The sequence below is a fragment of the Blastopirellula retiformator genome, from assembly GCF_007859755.1.
Lineage (GTDB): Bacteria > Planctomycetota > Planctomycetia > Pirellulales > Pirellulaceae > Blastopirellula > Blastopirellula retiformator.
On the sequence record NZ_SJPF01000002.1, the window covers coordinates 933293 to 953903 of the forward strand.

18 protein-coding genes are annotated in these 20611 nt (G+C 60.1%); 10 read left to right on the forward strand and 8 right to left on the reverse strand.

Features of this window, described 5'->3' with window-relative positions:
* Nucleotides 1–190 precede the first annotated feature (190 nt).
* Nucleotides 191–724, reverse strand: coding sequence for a response regulator transcription factor (locus Enr8_RS11090; RefSeq protein WP_146431398.1), 534 nt, complete (start codon nt 722–724; stop codon nt 191–193).
* 74 nt (nt 725–798) lie between these two features.
* Nucleotides 799–2172 carry an ATP-binding protein gene (locus tag Enr8_RS11095; RefSeq protein WP_146431399.1) on the reverse strand — a complete coding sequence of 458 codons (1374 nt, stop codon included), beginning with the start codon at nt 2170–2172 and terminating at the stop codon, nt 799–801.
* A 27-nt stretch (nt 2173–2199) separates the two neighbouring features.
* On the opposite strand from Enr8_RS11095, the gene Enr8_RS11100 reads away from it, so the two are divergent.
* The 3 genes from Enr8_RS11100 to Enr8_RS11110 all read left to right on the forward strand — a co-directional run bounded on the left by Enr8_RS11100 (nt 2200) and on the right by Enr8_RS11110 (nt 4357).
* Nucleotides 2200–2649, forward strand: a complete 450-nt coding sequence (locus Enr8_RS11100; protein ID WP_146431400.1) for a hypothetical protein — start codon at nt 2200–2202, stop codon at nt 2647–2649.
* Nucleotides 2650–2794: 145 nt separating this feature from the next.
* A complete protein-coding gene (locus tag Enr8_RS11105; protein ID WP_315851754.1) occupies nt 2795–3880 on the forward strand; it encodes a 3-deoxy-7-phosphoheptulonate synthase in 1086 nt (361 codons plus the stop codon).
* A 162-nt stretch (nt 3881–4042) separates the two neighbouring features.
* On the forward strand, nt 4043–4357 hold the full coding sequence (locus Enr8_RS11110) for a Rieske (2Fe-2S) protein (RefSeq protein WP_146431402.1): 315 nt from the start codon (nt 4043–4045) through the stop codon (nt 4355–4357).
* Nucleotides 4358–4455: 98 nt separating this feature from the next.
* Here the strand turns inward: Enr8_RS11110 and Enr8_RS11115 are convergent, their stop codons facing one another.
* The gene (locus tag Enr8_RS11115; RefSeq protein ID WP_146431403.1) at nt 4456–5406 is read right to left on the reverse strand and encodes a 3'(2'),5'-bisphosphate nucleotidase; all 951 of its coding nucleotides are present in this window, start codon (nt 5404–5406) and stop codon (nt 4456–4458) included.
* A 159-nt stretch (nt 5407–5565) separates the two neighbouring features.
* Between Enr8_RS11115 and Enr8_RS11120 the strand changes: the two genes are divergently transcribed.
* The gene (locus Enr8_RS11120) at nt 5566–6441 is read left to right on the forward strand and encodes an SMP-30/gluconolactonase/LRE family protein (RefSeq protein WP_146431405.1); all 876 of its coding nucleotides are present in this window, start codon (nt 5566–5568) and stop codon (nt 6439–6441) included.
* A 189-nt stretch (nt 6442–6630) separates the two neighbouring features.
* Here the strand turns inward: Enr8_RS11120 and Enr8_RS11125 are convergent, their stop codons facing one another.
* A complete protein-coding gene (locus tag Enr8_RS11125; protein WP_186767576.1) occupies nt 6631–7503 on the reverse strand; it encodes a S1 family peptidase in 873 nt (290 codons plus the stop codon).
* A 183-nt stretch (nt 7504–7686) separates the two neighbouring features.
* Between Enr8_RS11125 and Enr8_RS11130 the strand changes: the two genes are divergently transcribed.
* Both Enr8_RS11130 and Enr8_RS11135 read left to right on the forward strand, forming a co-directional pair.
* The gene (locus Enr8_RS11130; protein ID WP_146431408.1) at nt 7687–8751 is read left to right on the forward strand and encodes a PA0069 family radical SAM protein; all 1065 of its coding nucleotides are present in this window, start codon (nt 7687–7689) and stop codon (nt 8749–8751) included.
* Nucleotides 8752–8845: 94 nt separating this feature from the next.
* Nucleotides 8846–9508 (forward strand): 3-keto-disaccharide hydrolase, encoded by a 663-nt coding sequence (locus Enr8_RS11135; protein WP_146431410.1) that lies wholly within the window; start codon nt 8846–8848, stop codon nt 9506–9508.
* Nucleotides 9509–9901: 393 nt separating this feature from the next.
* On the opposite strand, the gene Enr8_RS11140 is transcribed toward Enr8_RS11135, so the two are convergent.
* A complete protein-coding gene (locus Enr8_RS11140; RefSeq protein ID WP_146429833.1) occupies nt 9902–10930 on the reverse strand; it encodes an IS110 family RNA-guided transposase in 1029 nt (342 codons plus the stop codon).
* Between the two features lie 441 nt (nt 10931–11371).
* Between Enr8_RS11140 and Enr8_RS11145 the strand changes: the two genes are divergently transcribed.
* The 4 genes from Enr8_RS11145 (at nt 11372) to Enr8_RS11160 (ending at nt 15261) form a co-directional block, all read left to right on the forward strand.
* A complete protein-coding gene (locus Enr8_RS11145) occupies nt 11372–11848 on the forward strand; it encodes a hypothetical protein (RefSeq protein WP_146431412.1) in 477 nt (158 codons plus the stop codon).
* A 106-nt stretch (nt 11849–11954) separates the two neighbouring features.
* Nucleotides 11955–12929, forward strand: coding sequence for a DUF1559 domain-containing protein (locus Enr8_RS11150; RefSeq protein ID WP_146431415.1), 975 nt, complete (start codon nt 11955–11957; stop codon nt 12927–12929).
* A gap of 105 nt (nt 12930–13034) precedes the next feature.
* Nucleotides 13035–14264 (forward strand): esterase-like activity of phytase family protein, encoded by a 1230-nt coding sequence (locus tag Enr8_RS11155; protein WP_146431417.1) that lies wholly within the window; start codon nt 13035–13037, stop codon nt 14262–14264.
* A gap of 118 nt (nt 14265–14382) precedes the next feature.
* Nucleotides 14383–15261: a hypothetical protein gene (locus Enr8_RS11160; RefSeq protein WP_146431420.1), complete on the forward strand. Its 879-nt coding sequence runs from the start codon at nt 14383–14385 to the stop codon at nt 15259–15261.
* Here the strand turns inward: Enr8_RS11160 and Enr8_RS11165 are convergent.
* The 3 genes from Enr8_RS11165 to Enr8_RS11175 all read right to left on the reverse strand — a co-directional run bounded on the left by Enr8_RS11165 (nt 15239) and on the right by Enr8_RS11175 (nt 20431).
* Complete coding sequence (locus Enr8_RS11165; protein WP_222434846.1) at nt 15239–16852, reverse strand: ABC transporter permease/substrate-binding protein; 1614 nt, start codon at nt 16850–16852, stop codon at nt 15239–15241. The genes Enr8_RS11160 and Enr8_RS11165 overlap by 23 nt on opposite strands.
* A 110-nt stretch (nt 16853–16962) precedes the next feature.
* Complete coding sequence (locus Enr8_RS11170) at nt 16963–17727, reverse strand: ABC transporter ATP-binding protein (RefSeq protein WP_146431422.1); 765 nt, start codon at nt 17725–17727, stop codon at nt 16963–16965.
* Nucleotides 17728–17767: 40 nt separating this feature from the next.
* The gene (locus tag Enr8_RS11175; RefSeq protein WP_146431424.1) at nt 17768–20431 is read right to left on the reverse strand and encodes an AMP-binding protein; all 2664 of its coding nucleotides are present in this window, start codon (nt 20429–20431) and stop codon (nt 17768–17770) included.
* Nucleotides 20432–20611 lie beyond the last annotated feature (180 nt).

The window sequence follows — 20611 nt, forward strand, 5'->3', positions numbered from 1 at the left end:
AAGCCCCCTCCGCCTTCTATTGGGTAAAAAATTACCACAGACTGCGGCAAGGCTTTGCTCTTCGGGGCGATAAAGGGCGTGCCGTGGGAAAGACTAGGATGTTAGCGAAATCATCAGAAAAGCGCGATGCGTCAAAGAGTCACACTAGGATGAGGGGTGTGCCCCTGATTGCCCTAATCGCGCACCGCAATCATGGAGCGAGCTTCTTCAATTTGCGCTGTAAGGTTCGTCGCGGAATGCCCAACAACCGCGCCGCCTCGGAAAGATTTCCGCCACAATCATCCAACACGCGATGAATATGCTCCCATTCCGCTGCTGCGAGCGATTGCGGCTGGTAGTCGATCGGGGTCGCAGGAGGGTCCTCTTCCCCCTTACCGTCAAAAGCCGCCAATATCTCATCCGCGTCAGCCGGCTTGGTTACATAGTTCACTGCGCCAAGCCGTATGGCGTCAACGGCGTTCGAGATGCTGCCGTAACCGGTTACTAACACTGCTTTCGTGTCGGGCGAGACCTCGCGCAGACCCCGCAACAGGTCGAGCCCTGACTTGCCTGGCATCTTGAGGTCGAGCACCGCGCGATCGGGCTGCGCCTCACTCGCCTGACTGATCGCTTCCTCGTAGTTGGCGGCGGCGTAGACGTCGTAACCACGCGCCGAGAAGGCCCGCGTCAGGCGATTGCGGAGCGTGTCGTCATCATCAACGAGCAATAACGTAGGGCGACTCATGAGAATCCCGGAAGTGGCGTTTCGATCGACTTCTAATATAAAAAGACCGCTCCAAATTTACTATTCGAGCTGCGCTACTTTCCCCTTAAGGCCCCAGCGGCGGCAATTTCTTCCGGCTCCTGCTGGCGAACCAGACGGACCACCACCGTCGTGCCGTCGTTGGCGTTCGACTCGATTCGCAGCGAACCATCAATCCGCTCGATGACGTTCTTGGCCAGAAATATCCCGAGCCCCGTCCCCGCCCCCGGCTCTTTCGTCGTGAAGAAGGGCTCGCCGATCCGGACCAACACTTCGGTCGGCATCCCAGGCCCTTCGTCCCGAATCGTCATCACCAGATGCTGATCGGTCCGCTCGAGCAGCACCACCACATCGGTCCCTTCGGGGGACGCGTCGAACGCATTCTTGATCAGCCCCCGCAACGACTGGGCCAGCACCAACCGGGGCGAACGAATGACGGCGTTGTCCGATCGATCGCGAATCCGCAGCCGATTGAGCAGTCGCACATCGAGCAGGCTCCGGATTTCCTCGATTAATTGCGACGACGTGACGTCAGCCAACGTCTCGCCGGTCGCCTGGCCGGCGTTGGTCGACATTTGATCCAAAATATGACGGCAACGGTCCAGTTCGGTCCGGATCAGGGCGATATCGGCCTTCAGATCGTCGGAGACTGGCATCTCGGCCAGTTCCAACTGCACTTCTTTGGCGACCACGGCGATGGTGGCCAGCGGGGTCGAAAGTTCGTGCGCCGCCCCAGCCGCCAACGTGCCCAGGGCTTCCAGCTTTTCACTGCGGGCTCGTTGTAATTCGGCCCGGCGCAGCACGGCGTCGCGGCGGCGAACCTCGTCGGTCAGTCGTGTCGTGAAGTAGACGATCACGAAAATACAGGTCACAAACGCCACGTACATGCCGGTCTGCGACATGGGGACATAACCCAGTTGCCGCAGCGCCTGCATCCGGTCGCGGCCGATCAAAATCGGGACTTCGACATGGTCGTAAAACAAGAAAGCGATCACCACCGCCGTAATTGCGGCCAACCCCCAGACGCTGCGACCTGGGAGAACGATCGCCGCCAGCGTAAGATTCACCATGTAGAAAATGCAGAACGGATTGGTCATGCCGCCGGTGAAGTACAACAGCGCCGTCAGTGAGACGAGGTCGAGCAGCATAACCCCCAGCAGCACGTTTTCCCACAGCCACCCGCTTTCCGTCGAACGGCGAAGTCGGCGATAATAGAGGTTTAGCAGGATGTTACTGACCGCAGTGATCGCCACTGCAGTCAGCAGCACGCCCCAGCGGATCGAGACATCCAGCAGCGATCCGACGACCGTGATGGTGCCCAACTGCCCAAACGCGGCGACCCACCGCAACTTGATCAACCAGGCCGCGTTGATCGACATTCGATCGCCGGTCGACGTCGGCGCGACCTGCGAAGCAACATTGGGTGACATGCGCTGATTAAGCCTTAGAGTAAAACCATGACTAACGAAGCCGCCCCTTCCCGACCTGATTCGCCCCGCCTGACCAGCCGCGGCTTGACCATGCTGCTTGCCGGGCTGGCGACCCTGCCGGTATTGATTGTCGGCATTTTATACTTCACGCTGCCGGCAACCTCGAGCGAGCCGCTGCCGGTCGACGTCAAAATCAACCGCGCTGTCGATCCGCCGGAAGTGGTAATCACCAACCGGGACGACGATGACTGGTCGAACGTGAGCGTCTCGCTCAATGGTGCATTCTACCACTATTACAAACATCCCCTTCCGCAGGGGCAGGAACTGGCCCTGCCGGCAATCGCCTTTCTGCGGCGTAGCGGGCTGCCGTTTGATCCGGCTGCCGTGGAAATCACCGACGTAAACGTGGCCGCTCGCCGCGTTAGCGGTCACCGAGCGACTCGCGATATTGAGATCAACGCGGGACAAGATCGGTAGAATCGCGAAAATCAGGCCGAAATGGCCTGACTTCCACCCCCTCTTTTTTGGTCGAAAGGCGCCGCTGGGCTAGAGGTTTGGCCTAATCCGTGCGAATATAGAGGTTTGCAACTTTGATTTCTCCCCGTGTTGAAACCCCTGCGCCGTGAAAAATAGCCCACTCGCCATGCATCAGACCGACAACGTCAACGTCCGCAGCATTGAAAAGCTCGTTTCGCCGCGAGAAATCAAGGTCGAGATTCCCGTCACCGAGGCGACGCAGGACTTCATCTTCGAGTCGCGTGAGCAAGTCAAACGCATCCTCTCTGGCGAGGATGATCGGATGCTGGCGGTCGTCGGCCCCTGCTCGATCCACGATCCGAAGATGGCCCTCGACTACGCCCATCGCCTGAAGCAAGTGGCCGACGAAGTCAGCGATCGCCTGTTCGTGGTGATGCGGGTCTACTTTGAAAAGCCGCGTACCACGGTCGGCTGGAAGGGGCTGATCAACGATCCCCATCTGAACGACACGTTCGACGTCGCGCACGGCTTCCGCATCGCTCGCCAGTTGTTGGTCGACATCGCCGAGTTGGGCCTGCCCGCCGCATCCGAAGCGCTCGAGCCGATCACGCCGCAATACATCGCCGACTTGATCTCGCTGGCGTCGATTGGCGCCCGCACCACCGAATCGCCGACCCATCGCCAAATGGCGAGCGGTTTGTCGATGCCGGTCGGCTACAAGAACGGCACCGACGGTTCGCTGCAAATCGCGCTCGACGCGATGACCTCGTCCGGCAGCCCGCACAGCTTTCTGGGGATCGACGCCGAAGGCGCCACCTGCGTCGTTCACTCCAAAGGCAATCCGTGGGGCCACCTGATCTTGCGCGGCGGCCGCAGCGGCCCGAACTACGCCCGCGAAGATATCAAAGACGCGATCGCCCAGCTCGAAAAGGCGAACCTGCAATCGAACCTGTTGGTCGACTGCAGCCACGCCAACAGCAACAAAGATCACACGCAGCAGCGCAACGTCTGGCTCGACGTGCTGAACCAGCGGACCGAAGGCAACCGTTCGATCATCGGCATGATGCTGGAAAGCAATATCAGCGCCGGTAATCAAAAACTGGGCGCCGAACCGTCGGCCCTGACTTACGGCGTTTCGATTACCGACGCCTGCATCGACTGGGACGAAACGGCCGAACTGCTGCGAGCCGCCCACACGCAACTTTCGGAAGCCGCCGTCAGCGCCACGTAAATACCTGTTCAATAATGCCCTCGTGGCATTTTTGAACCTCGCCAAGCTCAAAGCAAAGCTCTTTACGGCTCGCAAAATAACGACTTTCGTCGCTATTTTGGGATCGCATCCCTGCGATCTAGCAGCCAGTCGCAAAAACCAACAGGCTGCAAAGCCAATCCCATGTTTGTGCCGCTCGCACGTCGTGAAGATCTCCTCCCCCACGAGGTTCTCTTTCGCGTCTGCGGCGAAGAGTGGATCGGTCTCTATCAACTCGGCGGGCAAGTCTTTGCCATTGACGCACGCTGTCCGCATGCGGGCGCACTACTGACCCGCGGTGAAGTCTGCGACGGCGTCCTCAGCTGCCCGATCCATCATTGGCGATTCCGGCTGAGCGACGGAAAGTATCTGGACGAGGACGCCCCGCGGCATGACCTGCGAATGTTCCCCATCCGCGTCGTCGACGGGCAGATTGAAGTCGATTTGCCGGAGGCTTGACGTTGGCAGGCTCGTAGGGTCCGTTGTGCGGACCAGGAAGCGCGAAAAATGATTGCCCGTTGGTTAGCAGGGCGTGGTCCGCACAGCGGACCCTACGACTAAGAAGCCGCCACAATCGCGGCGATCACCGTATCGTGCAACTTTCCGTTGGTCGCCACCACGCCTCGATTGTTCTTCAGCGTCGATCCGAGCGAGAAGTCGAGCGGCTTGCCTTCGATATCGGTCACTTTGCCGCCCGCTTCGGTGATGACCAGGTAGCCTGCGGCGTGATCCCAGATTTTTTCTTCGTAACCGGCGCGAGTCGGCAGGCGTAGATAGATGTCGGCGTCGCCGCGAGCGACCGCCGCGTACTTGGCCTGGCTATCCATGCGAACGCTGGGGCGAGCGATCTCGAGCGTCTTCGCAATCTGCGCCGATTGATCGTGGTCGCTGTGGCCAGACTCAACCGACTCGCACAGTGCGGCCTCGGCCGAGTTGGCGGTCGGCGTGACGGCGATCGCTTTGTCCCCTTCCGGCGTGTGCTGAAAGGCGCCTGCGCCGCGCACCGCCCAGAAGATCGCTCCATCGTCATCCAGCGCCGGGCAAGCGAGCGCCGCAACTTCCACCTGGCCATTGATTAACAAACCAAGCGCCACCGCGTACTGCCCTCCGCGCAAGAACCCTTTCGTCCCGTCGATCGGGTCCAACGTCCAAACCCGCGGCGCCGCATCGCGCGAGACGCCGGCGTCAATCCAGGCCAACGTTTGCGTTTCGTCAGCGCCGGGCAACACCCGCTGCACTTCGGCCACAACTCGGCCGCGCAGCTCCGCCTGATCGTCGCTGCGGAGCGCGTCGGCGTTTTCTTCGGCAATGATCAGATCGTCGGGAAACGCCTGACGGATCGCGCGGCAGACGATCGCCTGGCTGCCGAAGTCGGCGACCGTCACCGGGCTATTGTCCGATTTGGCCAGCGCGGCAAAATCATCTCCCTGGCGGACGTTCTGGCACAAGACCGCGGCCGAGGTGACGGCATGCTGGGCAATTTCAACTTCACGCTGGTAGGCGGACATAAGCTTTCGTTTCAACAGTTTCGCGAGAGTCGGATGGCCCCCATGGTTGCCAGAAACCACGACTCGCACTAGGGTTGGAAGTGCTTGGCATCGAGCAACCAGAATACGCAAATATCCGCGGCTCCCCAAGGGGCGAGCCTCGGCCCAGGAGAATACCCAATGCAGACCATCCCGGCAGAATGTGCGTTTGACGGTAAGGCGATTTTGGCCGAAGGGCCGGTCTGGGACGCCGATTTGGGCAAATTGTGGTGGGTCGATATCGAACGCCACCTGATCAATCGCTGGAATCCGGTTACCGGCAAAAACGAGTCTTGGTCGGTCGGCTGTCAGGTCGGGTTCGCCATCCCTACCACCTCTGGCGACGTGATCGCGGGGACGCGCAAAGGGATCATTCGCCTGGACGTCGAAAGCGGCGCGGTGACGCCGGTCGTCGATCCGGAAGAAAACATCTCGACCACCCGCTTTAATGACGGCAAGTGCGATCCGCGGGGGCGGCTGTTTGGCGGGACGATCTCGGATACGCGAGCCGAAGAGTCGAGCCTCTACATGTTTGACGAAACCTTACGGCCGCGCCGGCTGGTCGAAAACGTCGTCAACTCGAACGGCCTCGCCTGGTCGATGGACGAGAAAACCTTTTACTACATCGATACCGCAACGCGCAAGATTGACGCCTTCGACTACGACGTCGAGTCAGGCGCCATCACCAATCGCCGCAAAGCGTTCGATCTGCCGCACGACATGGGCAAGCCCGATGGCATGACGATCGACGCCGAAGGAATGCTGTGGGTCGCCCAGTGGAGCGGCGGCGGCGTCAGCCAATGGAACCCCAACAGCGGCGAGCTATTGGCGAAGGTCGAACTCCCCTGTTCCAACGTCACCTCTTGCTGCTTCGGCGGGCCCGATCTCGATCGGTTGTACATCACCTGTGCCCGGCAAGGCCTCTCGCCAGAGCAAGTCGCCGAACAACCGCTCGCCGGCGGGCTGTTTGTGGCCGATGTTGGGGTGAAAGGCAAAGCAGGCGTGAAGTTCGCCTAGCAGTCCGTTGATTTTCTCGACGGACTGCGTGATCGCACGGATGCGATCCCAACATAACGACGTAAGTCGTTATGTTGCGAGCCGCGAAGAGCTATGCTCTGAGCCTGGCGAGGTTGAAAAATGCGACGATGGCATTTTTCAACAGGCAGCTATTAGAGGATCGCCTAAGAAGAGACCCGGGTGCGACGCTTACTTCTCCAACGCCGCCGCTTTGACCGTTTCTTCGACCTTCGCTTCCTGTTCGGTCGGCGCTTGGACGTGGTCGAACGATTCAATCAACTTTCGAATATCTTCGCTCGGCACGCAGATCGAAATCCCTAGACGCTGCCGAACCATTCCTTCGCCGTAAACCATCTTGTAGCGCTCGTCCAAGAAGTGCTGAGCCCGGGTCAGGCCGATCACTTTGACGTCGCCGGCGTCGGTCTCCATGTAGACCAGGCCGCCGCTGTCTCCTTCAAACGTGTTGAAGTCGACGCGGAACATCGGATCTTTCTCGCGGGTCACCGAGGCGATGCAGCCAAGCCGCACCATCGGAAAGCCTGCCTTGCTGGGATTGAACTGCGATGCGTGGGGGAAGCCAATGCAGCGAACCATCTGCCCCGCTTCGATCGGCAGCGCATCCCAGTCGGACGCCGGCGAGAGCCACTCGTACGGGATCGAATCGGTCGCCGGATTGATATCGGCCGGCAATCGCATCACCGCGATGTCGAGTTCATCCGCTTCGGTCCACAGTTTCTTTTCCCCTTCGCGGATCGTCAGCTCCAGCGGCGCTCGCTCCCAGAGATCTTTCTCGGCGTCAAACTTGCGCAACGTCAGCGTCGCCTTCTCTCCTTTGATCGCCGCCAACACATGCTTCGCCGTGACGAGCCAATACTCGGGGCTTTCGGCGTTGGTCGGATTCAATCGTTTGACGACCCAACCGGTCGCGTTCGATCCTCTTCCCCCAAATCGATAGACCGACGAAGCGACCTGCGTTTTGTCCCCCGGCTTGGCCAACAGCGGCGTCGTAAGAAACGAGAGAGCAAGACAAGCCGACAGGGCGAGCAGCGGTAAACGCGACACAGCGGAGACCTCAGGTGGAAAGGCAACAGGCGGGACAATCCTCCAACTTAGTCCAAAACGCGATAGGACGAACCGGTCAGGAAAAGAAGAGGCGATTTGCGGCGAATCTGTGGGCAGAACCGGCTTGAAGAATATACGTGCGTACAGTACCGTAGTAGTAATTCGATCCACAGGGAAGGCACGATGGAAATAATCGGACGCGGCGCCGACTACAACCCGACCAGTCGCTTTGAGCGTCTGGCGACGGTCGACGATTGGGAGCATCTCGACGCGACAGACGTCGACAGCGCTCCGCGCAAGGTGGCGACCGAACTGTTTGACGATCAGTCGCAATCGGTCGTGACCGAGAACAACAGCCCCGACATCTCGTTCAGCTACAGCTTGAATCCGTATCGCGGCTGCGTGCATGGTTGTTCGTATTGCTATGCCCGGCCCTATCACGAGTATCTCGGCTTTAGCGCCGGGCTCGACTTCGAGACCAAGATTATGGTCAAGCGCAACGCGGCGGCGCTGTTTCGCAAGTTCCTCGCTCGGCCAAGTTGGAAGTGCCAACTGATCGTCATGTCAGGCGTCACCGATTGCTACCAGCCGATCGAGCGGCAGTTTGAAGTCACCCGGCAGTGCCTGCAGGTTGCCGCTGACGCCAATCAGCCGCTCGGCCTGATCACCAAGAACGCCCTGGTGACCCGCGACATCGACATCCTGGCCGACATGGCCAGCCGCAACTTGGTGCAGGTCAACATCAGCCTGACGTCGCTCGATCAATCGCTGACCCGCAAGATGGAGCCGCGGACCAGTAGCCCCGACGCCCGACTGCGGGCGATTCGCGAACTATCCGCAGCCGGCGTTCCGGTCCATGTGCTGACCGCACCAATCGTGCCCGGGCTGAACGACAGCGAGATCCCCAAAATGCTGGAAGCGGCGGGCGACGCCGGCGCGATCGGCGCCAGTTTCACGATGTTGCGGCTACCGCTCGGCGTGCAGGAGATCTTCCTCCATTGGCTCGAGCAGCAACTTCCCGAAGCGAAAGACCGGGTCGAGTCGCGACTGCGGTCGGTCCGCGGAGGCGAACTAAGCGACAGCCAGTTCGGCAAACGGATGCGGGGCGAAGGCCTGATCGCCCAGCAGATCGATCAAACGTTTCGCGTCTTCAAGAAACGTTACCAACTGGACCAGAGCGAATTCCGCTTCGATACGACGCAATTTCGGCGGCCCGATCCCAACGGACGGCAGAAGAACTTGTTCTAGCCGCAAGTTGCCAGTCGCCCCCGTTCGGGTCATAATGCGTCATTCCGCCCTCCCCCACCATGTACACCCGCCCCGTGAATCAGGAGATTTCTGCATGCGTAAAATGATGACCACGGCCCTGCTGGCCGCTTTGACGCTGAGCTTTGTTGGCGTCGCTTCCGCCGCTGATAGCTGGACCGAGCCGTTTAACGGCAAAGATCTGACCGGCTGGACGCAAAAGAACGGTACCGCCACCTACGTCGTCGAAGACGGCGGCGTGATCCGCGGCAAGACCAAAGAAGGTAGCCCCAACTCGTTCCTCTGCACCGACAAAGATTACGGCGACTTTGAACTCGAATTTGACGTCAAGTGCGACGACGGTTTGAACTCGGGCGTCCAGATCCGCTCGCAAACGGCCGAAGCCAAGGGCGACGCCAAATATGGTCGCGTCAATGGTCCGCAGGTCGAGATCGAAAAGAGCACCGGCGAAGCGGGCTACGTCTATGGCGAAGCGACCGGCCGCGGATGGTTGACCCCGCAAGAACGTCTGAAGCCGCACGACCACTTCAAGAACGGCGAGTGGAACCACTATCGCGTCATCGCGAAGGGCCCGCGGATCCAGACCTTCATCAATGGCGAAGCGATCGAAGACCTGACCGACGCTGAGATCTACAAGACCCATCCGAAAGGTTTCATCGGCCTGCAGGTCCACGGCATCGGCAAAGGCCAAGGCCCGTACGAGGTTCGCTGGAAGAACATCAAGATCAAGTCGCTGTAATTCAAACGAATTCCTGGCTTGGCGCCACCTATAGGAAGTCCCCTGTCAAGGCAGACCCTCTCCGGGCCTTCGCCCTTCTTTCTTTTTTGCAGGGGAAGGGGCTTGTAGGTTAACGGTTGATCTTGGGACGCTGCTGGTTCGGTTGACGTTGCGTCGTTGGGCTGGAGAGTCGTGTTCGCTTTTGTCCGCTTTATGTCAGGGGCTTTTAAGGTTCGCCCAGGCACCTATTGGAGACTCTTCCATGCGGAGGTCTATGCGGATATCGGAGCGTTTCCTGTTCGGAAGGGAGCGGGTTCATTCATGCTCGGGAACTCGAGGTTCAATGGCGCCACGGGAACTCCGCTCCTGGCTCTAGCTGCGGTTTCAACTTCATTCCAGGCTCAACGATTCGTCTTACGAACTGGCGATCGCCGGATCATAACTTTTTCCAGTTTTCCACAGGCTCCACAACGTCGTCGCCAGGCTGCGGGCCACGTTGCGACGAGCCGTCGCGGGATTTAGTCCTTTCTCTTGAGTCCAGTGGCGATATTTTTCTGCGAACGGGCTGCCCGACTGCGCGATGGCGGTTCTGGCGGCGCCGATCAGGACGCTTTTCAGCGGGCGACTTCCCCGTTTGCTAAGTCGTACGCGTTGCGGACCGCTGCCGCTATGACGTCGCTCGAGACCGAGCCCGCAGTAACGCCACAGGGCCGATTTACTGCGAAAGCGGTCTGGCGTGTCGATGTAAGCGTAAAAGGTCGCCGCACGAATCGGGCCGACGCCCGGCGCCTCTAAAAAGCGGCGAATCGGCGGCTCTTTGCGACCGAGTTGAATGAGCCTGGCTCTGATTTCTTCCTCCTGCTGCAGCAACAGTTCGTAGACTTTCAGGACAAGATCGAGGTCTTCGTGCAGCACTTTGCGGCGCGGCAGCTTCTTCCACAACTGCTGTCGTTGTTCAGGATCGAGCACGTTGCCGATCGAAGTAAAAACGCCCTGCCGACGCAGCAACGCCGTTAGTTGATTCCCTTGTCGAACGCGTTCGCGAACCCGATCGTGATAAAACGCCACGTGCAGTTTCAGTAACGCTCGATCGACCGAGTCGACTTGATGAACCTCCTTGAGAAATCCGCCGCGAAGCAACTGCGCGAGCCGCTTCGCATCAATCGCATCATCCTTGTCCCCCTCTTTGGCGACATAGGCGTTTCTCCGCGGATCGCAGACCACCAACCGGTCGACGTAAGGACGTAAATTGCGAGCCAGCCAATCAGCCAGCGGCCCCTCCTCGAAGGTCAATTCCCGCGGCCGTCGATACGCTTCGAGCGCCTCAATCAGGGCTGGAATGGCGGTATCGCAAGGCATCTCTTGGACCACCTTCCCTCGGGAATTCAGGACGGCGATCTGAGTAAACTCGCAATGTGTATCAAACGCGATAAAATAGGCCACGGCCGGGCTCCTTGTTGGAAGGCATCGAGACGTTGAACATCTTCAAATGCTAACCCACATTGAGCCCCGGCTTCCTATATCTTCATGCTCTTATCGCGTCTTCGCGAGAAGAGCATGTCTTAAAACACGAAAGGGACGCCCACCTCAGGCGTCCCTTTTTTCATGCGCTGACGGACGTTCCTCTACCCGCGACAACAGTTCTCTGGCGAACAATTTTATAGCGAACCAAAGTCCCTTTCTGGCCCGCTCGGCGACCTGATTCGCCCTTCGTTTTTCCCCGCGATCGACATTGTTGATTCTCACTGCGTGGCCAGATTGGCCGCCCCTCTTCTTCGCGTCTGTCTTCATCGAAGACACACATATTGTTCATCGCTTCTTCACATAAGGGCGGCATTATGTGGCCTTTCAAATCTCAGAAAAACCTTAAGAGTTCTTTAGCAAATGAAAACGACTGACGGTGGAGTTGTTGACAACCGACTGCGGACAGGCGTCGCGGCGGTCCTTGGCCTGGCCCTGATCGCATCGTTGGCTGGCTGCTCGGGCGCCAGTGGCGACAGCCCGGGCGTTACCCCGGCGTCCGGCACCGTTTCCTACAAGGGCAAACCGCTGGAAGACGCGTTCCTCAGCTTGTACCCGGTCGCCGCTGCGTCCGGCGAGCCCAACATTCCGCTGCCGCGAGCCCGCTCGAAAGCGGACGGCACGTTCCAACTTTCGACCTACAACACCGGCGACGGGGCGCCTCCCGGCAAGTACCAGGTCGCCGTCTCTTGGGCCGGCTCGCTGCAAGGTCTGACCGAAGAAGAGCGCGACGCTCGTCCGGAACGCCTCCCCCGCAAATACACCAAGCCGGCGACATCCGGCATCGTCGTCGAAATTGGCGACACCGAGACGAAGCTTCCGGCGATCGAACTGAACTGAACTGATCTGGCCGGCAAAACCGTTTTCACGAACACCTGCGAAGGCCCAACGCAGCGGCTTTCGCCCCCCCTAAATTCTCCCTACTTAATTCCAAGGAAGTCTTCTAGTGAAAGTCAATCTCTCGCGTCGTGGTTTTACGCTCGTCGAATTGCTGGTCGTGATTGCGATCATCGGCGTGTTGATCGCCCTGCTCTTGCCCGCCGTTCAGCAAGCCCGCGAAGCGGCTCGCCGAATGAGCTGCCAAAACAACCTGAAGCAACTGGCGCTGGCGCTGCACAACTACGAAAGCGCCCATCGCTGCCTGCCGCCGAGCCGGCTTGATCCCGATGTGGAGATCTACGACAACACCGGCAACGACAGCGCCTATCAGTCGTGGACGACCTTGATCCTGCCGATGATCGAGCAAGGCAACTTGAGCGACCTGATCGATTACAAGCAGGCCTGGAGCGCGTCGGCCAATCGCCCCGCCGTCAGCCAACAGTTGGATGCGTTCCAATGCCCGTCGACGCCGGGTTCGGATCGCGTTGATAGCTTCTGGGTCGCTGGCGCCGCCGCTGGCGACTATGGCAGCATCAACGAAGTCAAAAAGAAGGTCTACACCAACGTGCTGGGCTTGGCCAATCCGGGCAGCGCCGCCCGCGCCGGCGTACTATCGAAGGCGGTGAAGAACCAACTGCGCGACATCATCGACGGCACGTCGAACACCCTGATGGTCGCCGAGAAGTCGGGCAACCCCAGCATCTACACCAGCCGTGGTCCGATGAACGCCACGATGTTCGGCCTCTACACCGATGACAAAGTCGAAAACGTCAGCGGCAGTTATGTCGCCCATGACGGCACCGGCTGGGCCGATCCCGACTGCGGGTTCAGCATCAACGGCGCCACCAACGACGGCTTGACGCCGTACGGCCCGAAGATGATCAACGCGATCAACGTCAGCGAAGTCTTCAGCTTCCACAGCGGCGGCGCCCAGTTCGCTTTGGCCGACGGTTCGGTTCGCTTTGTCGGCGAAACGGTCGACACCGAGACCTTCGTCTACCTCTGCACCCGCGCCGGCGGCGAAGTCAACGGCGAGTACTAATCGCTGCGTTACCGTCATCCGTTGTCGCTGGTCGCGCAGCCGACCAGCGACGCCTGGCAGTCGCTATTGATCCCCTCTTCCCCGTCGACCAAGTCACGTAATCCAATGAAAAACATGTTTGCCACTGGTTCGCTTCGTTCGTTATCGCTGGGAATCGCATTGCTAGGTTTGCCTGGCGTCGCCCTGGCCGCCGAACGCCCCGCCGCTCCAATCGAATTTCTCGGCGAAGCGCAAATTTCCGGAACCGCCACCGACCTGTCGGGCCATGCTAACAAGCTGGAAAACGGCGAGCCCCACAATCGCTTTGGCGGGATCTCGGCGCTCGAATACGCCGGCGTCGGCAATCGCTACATCGCCCTGCCTGACCGCGGCCCTGACGATGGCGCCACTGGCTATCAGTGCCGCTATCAGGTGGTCGAGATCAACGTCCAGCCGGGCGCCGCCTCGCCGGTCACCGTCGCGCTGAAGGAAACCCACATCCTGCACGACGCCAAGAACCGCTGCTTCACCGGCGCCTCGCAGGCGATCAAGTGCACCGACGACTGCGCCGGTCGTCTCGATCCGGAAGGAATCCGCGTGTTGGCTGACGGTCGCAAGTTCCTGTCGGACGAATATGGTCCGCTGGTGCTGCTCTTGGACGCCAACGATCGCGAAACCCGCCGTTATCAAATGCCGGCCCATCTCCGCTGTTTGCATCCCTCCGACTCGAAGAAGGCGGAGAACAACGACAACACCATCGGCCGCGCCTCGAACCGCGGCATGGAAGGCCTGGCCATTACCCAGGATGGAAAAAAGCTGGTCGGCATCATGCAAAGCAGCCTGCTGCAAGATGGCCTGCGGACCGGCAGCGGTAAGATCATGGGCCGCTATGCCCGGTTGGTCGAGATCGACGTCGACTCGGGCGAGGTCCGCGAGTTCGCCTATCCGATGGATGACCCGAGCTACGGCATGAGCGAAATCCTGGCCTGCGGTCCGGGGCAGTTTCTCGTGCTGGAGCGGGACGGCGAACAAGGGGAAGCGGCCAAGTACCGCCAGCTAAACTGGATCGATCTGAACGGCGCGACCGACATCGCGAGCGTCGAATCGCTGCCGGCCGACAAACTGCCGGCCGAGATCAAGCCGGTCCAAAAGCGCACCTTCCTCGACTTCAACGCCCCCGAGTTTCACCTGGCCGGCAAAGAAATGCCCGAGAAGATCGAAGGGCTGACCTTCGGTCCGAAACTGGCCGACGGCCGCCAGACGATCGTGCTCGCCGTCGATAACGACTTTGAAGGGTCGCTGCCGACCAAGTTCTGGGTCTTTGCGGTCAACGACCAGCTGTTCGCCGCTCGGTAACAGCCGCAGTTTCCGCTAGAATAACGACGCGCTAGACGCGTCGCGCCAAGATCAACGTTGATCCACCAAGGGACGCCGCCAACTGGCGTCCCTTTTTCGTTTTCCCCTCGGCCGTTCCATGCTGCGACTGCGCGACAAAGACTACCTGCTCACCAACGACGGCCTGATCTTCAATGTGCTCGGCTACGATCATCCGGACGGCGCCTACGTATGCGGGCTCAAGTATGTCGCCGGCGAAAAGTGGCTCGCAAACTATGACGAAGCGCTGCGGTTTCTCGAGCAACGCTATCCCCACTACGTCGATCAATTGATCCGCGTCCCCTCGAAGTCGATCGCATTTGTCTACTTCAGCGATCAACGACTGCCGCAATTGCGGGAGTCATTTCAGGTCGGCCGACTGCAGAAAGCGGTGGAACTGGCAGACCTGTTCGCGGAGAAGTTAAACTTGCCGCCAGATGCGTTCAGCCTGACCGACTCGCTCCTGTGGAGCGCCGGCAACTCCGACTCCGATATCGATCTGGTCATCTATGGCGCCGATAACTGTGAGGTTTGGCTGCAGTCGCCCGAACGGATCTTCGCCCTGCCGGAAATCGAACCGATCACGCCGGAGTTCATCCAGCGGCCGCCCCATCTCAGCGATGCGTCGTTCGCACAGCTGTGTGAGCAAAAATGGAACCAAGGCTACTATCTTGGCACGCGGTTCAGCGTACGAGGCGTGCGGAACTGGGACGAAATTCCCGCCCCAGTTCCGCTGGTCGCGGCCCCGCCGGTCGAGCGCCAGCTGACGATCGCCGACCGTCGCCAATCGCTTTTCTTTCCGGTGGTCTACCAGACAGAGCAGCAGATCGAAGTCGTTTCGTTTCACATTGGCTACGAAGCGACGTTCGCTCCCGGCGATACCATCGGCGTCCTTGGCGCCCAGGTCGACGACCGCACGATTCTGGTCGGCTCACGGTATGGGGGCGACGAATCGATCACCCTTGTTCGCCCGGCTTGATCGCCTCGGCGGCCGCCGCGATCGACTTCCCTTCGCTATCGACCGAGCGGTTGGCGTCACGCATCTCGGCAGTCGTAATCGAGTTGACCAGTTGGCTCAATCGCTCGACCGCGGCCGGATCTTCGGCGAGTCGCTTTGAGGCCAGCAAGATGGCTTGGTACGGCGGCAACGCTCGGGCTGGATCTTCGATTTCGACCAGATCGTTCGCGGCGATCCGCCCATCGGTCCGAAAGGCGACCACCACGTCGGCGTTGTCATTCGCGATCGCGCCATACATCAACCCGGCGTCCATCGCCTGTTTGCTTTGAAAGTCGAATCCGTACGCGCTCCGCACGGCGGCCCACTCGGGACGTTGCCAAAATTCGGCCTCGGTCACGGCTCGCAGTTGATCGGCATGTTTCGCCAGGTCATCCAGCGTCTCGATCCCCAGCTCTTCCGCCTTGGCCCGCTTCATCACAAAGACATAGTCATTGCGGAAGCCAAGCGGCCCCAGCGAAATCACGCTATGCTTTCCCTTCAGGTCGGTCGCCAGGTCGATTAGCATCTCAGGGGACGAAACCTGATCGTCTCGCTTCAGCACGTTCGCCCACAGCGTGCCGGTGTAGTCGACGTAGCAGTCGATCTTGCCGTTTTCCAAGGCTTCAAAGATCATCGCCGAGCCGATCCCTTCTTTCCGCTCAACCGTGCGGCCGACCTCTTCTAGCTCGCCGGAGATCGCGCGAGCGAGGATCATCTGCTCGGTAAAGCCCTTGCAGCCGACCACATAGTTGCGACCGTCGAACTCGTCGCCAGTAGCGACATTGCGCGGCCCGGCCCCGTCGTAGCTTTTCGGTCCCAGCGGCAACATGCCGACCAACATGGGGCTCAACGCCAGCGCCGCGATTCCGATCAATGATCCAATCCGCGCCGGCCGGTTGCGAGTCCGAACGCCTGACTCCAGCGTCCCCAACAGCGCATCAAGCCCCAGCGCCAAAGCGGCGCAGAAAAAACAACCGACGCCCAGCGCGTAAACGTTGTTCGTAAAGAGCCCGGTGAAGATGTAGTCCCCCAGGCTGGTCGCACCGACCGGAAAGGCGATCGTCGCCGCGCCGACCACCCAGACCGCCGCGGTCCGGACGCCAGCCACAACGGTCGGCGCCGCCAGCGGCAACTCCACCATCAACAGCCGCTGTCGACTATCCATTCCCAAACCTTCCGCCGCTTCCAAACAGGCCGGGTCGACCGACTGGATGCCGGTGATCGTGTTTCGCAGCATCGGCAATAAGCTGTACAGCACCAAGGCCACCAGTGCCGGGCCCCAACCAATTTCGCCCGAGGCGAAGACCATCGCCGCCAACAAGGCGAGACTCGGGATCGTTTGAATCAAACTGGCGGTCGTCAGCGAGATCCGTTCGACCCGTTTGCGGCGCGAACACCAGATCCCCAGCGGCACGCTGATCAGCCCGCCGATCAAGAGCGCGGTGAACGACAGGAAGACATGCCCTTGCAGACGGTCAGGCAGGAACTGGAGTTGCTCGACCACTTTGGCCCACTCAAAATGCCAGCCCATCTCGGAGGCCAGAAAGCAGCAAGGGGTGAAGATTTCGGACATGGGATTTGTCTCATTCGGGCGCCACTGCTGGCTTGTCCAGCAGTGCGAACCTGGTACCAGTGATCCACGGCTGGGTAAGCCAGCGGTGGCACACGTTTGGGAGGGCTGCGTTAAGTGGTTTCTAGATCGTGTATTAGGCGGCCGTGGCGACGCGGCGTTTCTAGCAGCTGCGCGACATACTCATCGCCGGCATCTTGCAGCAGTTCGCGGGGCGTGCCAAAACGCAATAGCTCGCCGTCCTTCATCACGGCGATCTTGTCGGCCAACAGCAGCGCCTCGGCCATGTCATGCGTGACGATTACCGCCGTAAAGCCAAGCTCTTGTTGCAGTCGCAGGAACTCGGCCTGCAGGCTATCTCGAGTCACTGGATCGAGCGCGCCAAACGGTTCGTCGAGCAACATCACCTTCGGATCGACCGCCAACGCCCTTGCAAAGCCAACCCGCTGCCGCTGTCCGCCGGAGAGCTGATGCGGATATCGATCGGCATACTGGGCGGCCGGCAGTTCGACCATGTCGAGCAGCTGCGATCCCTTCGCTTTGTACGCCCCCGCGTCTTGGCCGAGCATCTTCGGCAAGATGTTGACGTTCTCCAGGATCGTCATGTGCGGAAAGAGCCCGATGCTTTGAAAGACATAGCCGATGCGGCGTCGCAGCTGCACCGGGTCTTGCTCGATGATGTTCTCGCCGTCGATTTCGATCACGCCGCCGCTTGGCTCGATCAGGCGATTGATCATCTTAACCGTGGTGCTTTTTCCCGATCCCGATCCGCCGAGCAGGGCCAAAACTTCTCCCTGCTCAATCTGCAGCGAGAGATTATTGACGGCATACGACTGGCCGCCGTCCCAGGTTTTGCAAACGTCGCGTAGTGCGATCATGACGCAGTATCCCTCAGGTTGGATGAACGTTTCGCTGACGTTAGGCCGACTTTTGCTCGGCGCCGGATGGCATTTCGGTAACCCAACTTCGCAGCGTGCGATAGTCGGTCTTGCCGGTCCCCAGAACCGGAATCTGCTCGACCTGGCGAACCTCGTCCAGTCGCATCACTCCCTGCATGCCGGCTTCGCGAATCATCGCGTTGGCGTCACGTAGCGAAATCGCCGCACAGGTGAACAGGACGATCTTGCGTCCCCCATCCAGTTCGATCCCTTCGACGGCGATCTTCGGCCCTTCTTCGTCGGGCGGAAACGCCTTGGCGAGCGGCTCTTCCAAAGCGGGCAGCGAAACCATCTCGCCGCCGATCTTCAGGAACCGCTTCATCCGGCCGCGGAAGTGAAAGAACCCGTCGGGGTCTTTCATCACCAGGTCGCCGGTGTTGTACCACGTGGCGCCGGCGACTTCGACAAACGGTTGCGGGCCGTCATGTTTCAGGTAGCCTTGAAAGATGCTCTCTCCCTTGACCAACAGCAGGCCGGTCTCGCCATCGTCGATCGGCTCGTGAGATTCGGCGTGCACGACCAGCATCTCGACGCACTCCAGCGGCTTGCCAATCGTGCCGCGGCGACTGTCGCAGGGGCTACTGCCGGAGACGACCGGCGAGCACTCGGTGATGCCATAACCTTCCAGCAGTTCGGCGCCAGGCAAGGTCGCGGCAAAATGATCATGCAGCGCGTCGGGGCACTTTTCGGCGCCGACCATCACCGTTCGCAGCGTCTTCAGATCCTCGGCCGTGCTGACGCCGAAGATGTACTGCAAAAAGGTGGGTGTGGCGAACATCAGCGTCGCGCCGTAGCTGCGAATGATCCGCGACAATCCCCGGGCATCGGTCGGGTCGGGATAGTGCACCACGCGGATGCCGGTCAGCACCGGCATCAAAAAGGCGGCGGTCAGACCAAAGCTATGGAATGGCGGCAGGAACCCGAACAAAATGTCGCTTTGTTCAAACTGAATCAGTTTGACGCCGGCGTTGATGTCGGCGATCAGGTTGCGATGCGACAGCGGCACCGCTTTCGGCAATGCCTCTGACCCCGACGTGAACAACACCGCCGCCGGAGCGTCAACGTCGACCTGCGGCAAGCTGCGGAGGAACGACTTCGGCGCGACGTAGGTCGCCAGGTAGGTCTTCGTCTGTTCCCACTTGCTGATCCCTTCCCGCATTTCTTCCAAGGCGACGATGTTGGCGCCGGGGACTTCGATCCCGAGTCGATCGAGGAACCGCTGCGAGGTGACGACGTTCTTCACTTCCAGCTTGGCCACGGCATGCGCCAGGCCGGCATCGCCGGTCGTCCAGTTCAGCATCACCGGCAACTTGCCCGCCAGCTGAATCGCCAGGAACAACGTATCGGCCGCCACCGAAGCCGGCAGCAGAACGCCAACCGTATGGCCGTCAAGCTTGGCGATCCGTTTGGACAAGATCGTGGCGCCGGTCAGCAGCTTGCGATACGTCAGCACGCCCGACAGCTGATCGGCGACGGCGGCCGAATCGGGACGCTCGGTCGCCCGGCGGACGAACGCTTCGGCCAGGTTGTCGGCCAACGCGTGCGGAACCTCGCTGCTGACCTGCGGATGTTGGTTCCAAATCTCGGGCACAACCAACTCTTCGTCCTCGTCCGAGGAAAGCTGCCCTTCGGCCAACAGCCAAAGCTCGCCCACATTGGTCGGCACATGATTGCTGCGGAAACCGAACTCCCGCTCCATCTCGAGCGCCATGTCCATCCGCTCAAGACTATCGAGCCCCAGCGTGTCGAGCGTCGTCTCGGGCGCCTGCTCGGACGGTTCCAGCTCGCGGCCGAGATGCTCGGTCAGCATTGCGGCGATCGCTTCTTTGGTGGCCGGTTTGATCGCATCGGCGTCGATGTCGATTTGTTCTTTGACCGACTCGAAGTCAAAGTCGCGGGGACCGAACCACGGATTGTAGGGCACGTACTTCGGCTCTTCGCCCCCATTGGCGTTGTACCACCCTTCGAGATAGCGATTGAGCGACTCTTTGCTGTCGAGCGGCAACTGATCGCGATCGATCGCCACGGCGGTGATCGAGACGTCGCGTTTCGGCACGAAGAAGAGGAGACTCGAGATCAAACTCCAAACCGCCGTCTTCGCCCCACCAGCCAAGTCGGGCACGCCGCCGGTCTGGGCACACCCAAAATGGCTGCCCCACAAACCTTCGGTCCGAACCAACACCACTTGCAGGTCAGGACAGCGCGACAACAGCTCGTACGCAATCCGGGCGCCGCCGATTATTTCGGTCCCCTGACGCTTTAGCCGTCCCGAGGGATAGATCAAGAAGTCGTTGCCCGCTTCGATGCCGGCCACCACCTTGTCGATCATCTCGGTCGTTTGGCGATGGGCGTCGCGGCTATGACTTTTCAGGTTCGGCACTTCAAACGCGTTGCTGGCGATGCAGAACGGGTGAAACAGCCAGCTGCGGTAGGTATCGGTAAAGACCAGCGGCCGCAGCGAGCGGCCAAAGCGAAGATGGCTGAGCACCGTCGGCGGATCGACAAAAGCGGGATGGTTGGGCAAAACCAGGACTGGCCCCTTCAGGTTTCGTAGCTCTTCCAGCCCGTCGACTTGAACTCGATAGCGGAAGCGGAGCAAAAACCGCAGAGTCGCCCACATGATTTTTTGCAGCAGACCGTTCATCGGTCGAGATTCCTCGTAAGCAGTGTTGTGACTACCGCCTACTTAGGCGTATTAGAGGACGAAAGGAGACAAGAAATCGGGAAAAGTCAGGCCAAACGTCGCTTGCACGCACGTTTATACCCCGAGTGGGCCGCAGGAATCCAGGTGAAAGCGAATCATCCCCCCATTTGGATATGGATC